Annotated in this window: 3 protein-coding genes; all 3 read right to left on the bottom strand. The window is 70.7% G+C overall.

All coding sequences use genetic code 11. From position 1 onward, the window contains the following. Nucleotides 1-719: SDR family NAD(P)-dependent oxidoreductase (locus tag AC31A1_RS49360; RefSeq protein ID WP_489659586.1), on the bottom strand; the 719-nt coding region annotated here is incomplete at its 3' end. Nucleotides 720-1,059: 340 nt separating this feature from the next. Continuing rightward, nucleotides 1,060-2,646 carry a Na+/H+ antiporter gene (locus AC31A1_RS49355; protein WP_489659585.1) on the bottom strand — a complete coding sequence of 529 codons (1,587 nt, stop codon included), beginning with the start codon at nt 2,644-2,646 and terminating at the stop codon, nt 1,060-1,062. A gap of 105 nt (nt 2,647-2,751) precedes the next feature. Continuing rightward, on the bottom strand, nt 2,752-2,946 hold a 195-nt coding region (locus AC31A1_RS49350; protein ID WP_489659584.1), incomplete at its 5' end, for a GNAT family N-acetyltransferase.

Raw genomic sequence — 2,946 nt, 5'->3', positions numbered from 1 at the left:
CCGTTGACCTGGATCACCTGGGAGGTGACATGGCCCGCCGCCGGTGAGGCAAGCCAGTGCAAGGTCGCGGCGACATCCCCAGGGGTACCGGCCCGCCCGGTCGACGTGTCGTTGATGAGCCGTTCACGCCGGGCGGGATCGATCTGCGGCCCGAAGAACTCCGTGTCCTCGATGTACCCGGGCGCGACCACGTTCACGGTGATGCCGCGCGGGCCGAGATCCCGGGCCAGGTCATAGGCGTACGGATGCAACGCGGCCTTGGCCCCGCCGTACGCCCCGCTCCCCGAACCCCGGTACGCGGCGATGGAGCTCACGAACAGCACCCGCCCGCCCGGCTCCGCGAGCCGCGGCTTCAGCGCCTCGGTGAGCAGCGCGGCGCTCAGGGTGTTGATCCGGAAGTTGACCGTCCAGTCGTGCGCGACGCGGTCCAGCGGGTCGCTGCTCGCGCTCCCCGGCTCCAACGCCCCGGTACCGCCCGCGCCGTGCACCAGTACATCCACGGTGCCGAACTCCTCGGCGACGAACCGCCCGACCCCGCGCACGACTTCGGGCTCGCTCAAGTCCCCGGCGTATGTCAACGCCCCCGGCACCCCCGCCTTCTCCAACACCTCGCGCCGTCGCCCGAGAAGCAACACCCGATCCCCGTCACCCGCGAAGACATGCGCCACGGCGAGCCCGATTCCCGTACCGCCACCACTGATCACAACGTTGCGAGCCATGGGACGAGCCTACAAAGCAAACCGGGCGTTCCTCTCCCGCGTTTACAGGACTGCCATGCACGGGCGGAAGGCCCCCGACGACGCCGCATCCCCACGGCGAACGCCCACCTCTCGGCCAACGGTGAACGGCCACAGTGCGCGGGCGAGCAACCATTTCGACCCGCAGCCGCCAACGACGCCCGGCCCCCACGACAAACGCCCACCCTCCAGCCCACAGTGAACAGCCAGTGCGCGGGCGAGCAAGCATTTCGACCCGCAGGCGCCGACGACGCCCGGCCCCCACGGCAAACGCCCACCCTCCAGCCCACGGTGAACGGGCGGTGCGTGGGTGGGCGAGCACTCACCTCAAGCTACGGACATCCAGATGCCGAAGCACCCGGTCCACGATCTCCGGATCCGCCCCGGGTTCGCTCCGCGCCGCCAGCACCTCATGCCGGGCCGCGCTCATCATCTCCCCCTGGATCCGGCGCATCCGCTTCACCCGCTTCACCCGCTTCTCGTACACCTCACGCCGCTCCCCGTCCCCCACCTCGGGAGAGATCCGCACCCCGATGTCGAACGCCCGCCGCAACAACTGCTCGGACACCTCCTCCGGCAGCTCCTCGACATCCTCGATCTCCCGCAGCCTCCGCTTCGCGGCCTTCGCCGCCCGCACCGCCAGCTCCTTCTCGAACGCCTTCTCGCTGTCGGTGTCGGCCCGCACTCCGAGCCGCTTCACCAGCCACGGCAAGGTGAGCCCCTGAAGCACCAGCGTCGCCATGATCACCCCGAACGCGATGAACACGATCTCGTCGCGGTCGGGAAACGCCGACCCGTCGTCCATGGTCAGCGGAATCGCCAGCGCCAGGGCCACGGACGCCACCCCGCGCATCCCCGCCCACCACATGATCACGGTCTCCCGCCAGGACGTCGGGATCTCCTCGTCGTAGTCCCGCTTGGCGTGCAGCCGTTTCGTCAGCCAGGTCGCCGGCAGCAGCCACGCCAGCCGTACGACCACCACGACCCCGACGATCGCCGCGGCCCAGCCGAGCATCTCGCCCCACCGCCCGGACGCCGTACGGATCGCGTTGTGCAGTTCGAGCCCGATGAGCCCGAACGCGACCCCCGTCACCAGCGTGTCCACGACGTCCCACACCGTCGCCCCGGCGAGCCGCGTCAGCACGTCGTCGGCGCCGAGCGAGTACTCGGCCAGGAACAGCGCGGTGGTGAGCACCGCGAGCACCCCGGACCCGTGCAGCTCGTCGGCCAGGACGTACGACGCGTACGGCACCAGCAGCGTCAGCCCGATCTGCAGGGTGGCGTCGTCGAGGGCCGACATCAGCTTGTTCGTGGCCCACCCCAGGGCCACTCCGACCACTACGGCGACGACGGCCGACAGCACGAAGTCGAGCCCGGCCCGCCAGAAGTCGAAGCTCCCGCTGACGGCGGCGGCGATCGCGACGTGGTAGAGCACGATGGCCGTCACGTCGTTGAAGAGCCCCTCGCCTTCCAGGATCGACACCAGCCGCCGCGGCAGCCCGAGTTGCCCCGCGACGGCGGTCGCGGCGACCGGATCGGGCGGCGCCACCAGCGCGCCGAGCGCCACGGCAGCCGCGATCGGCAGCCCCGGCACGATCGCGCTCGCGACGGCGGCCACGGCGAGGGTGGTGACGAACACCAGCGCCACGGCCAGCAGGAAGATGGGCCGGATGTTGGCCGTGAACTGCCGCCAGGAGGTGCGCCGTACGGCCGCGTACAGCAGCGGTGGCAGCAGCAGGGGCAGGATCAGTTCGGGCGGGACGTTCACGTTCGGCACGAAGTCGGCCACCGCGAGGACTATCCCGAGGAGCGTCATGAGCACCGGCGCCGGCAGACCGAACCGGTCCCCCAACGGGACGCTCACCACGGCCCCGAGCAACAGGACGAACAAGAGGGCCAATTGATCCACGGTCAGGGCTCCGGCGGGATCTCGACGTTCACACAACGGACGCCCAAGCCTGCCACGACGCCCACCCCACCAGCTCTTTCGACGCCCGTCGGTCGCGGAAGCCGGTTACAACGCGCGCCGCATCGCCAGGTGCGGAATACCGGCGTCCGCGAACTCCGGACCGTACGCCTCGTAGCCAAGCCGTTCGTAGAACCCGAGGGCATGCGTCTGCGCATGCAGGTCTACGGCGGCGAGCCCACGCACGCGTGCCGCGTCCTCGATGGCCCGCACCAGCGCGACCCCGACCCCGAGCCCCCGCGC

Source organism: Streptomyces sp. P5F9 (assembly GCF_057961495.1).
The sequence above is the reverse complement of the archived record's forward strand: the minus strand, read 5'-3'. Positions and strand labels throughout refer to the sequence as shown.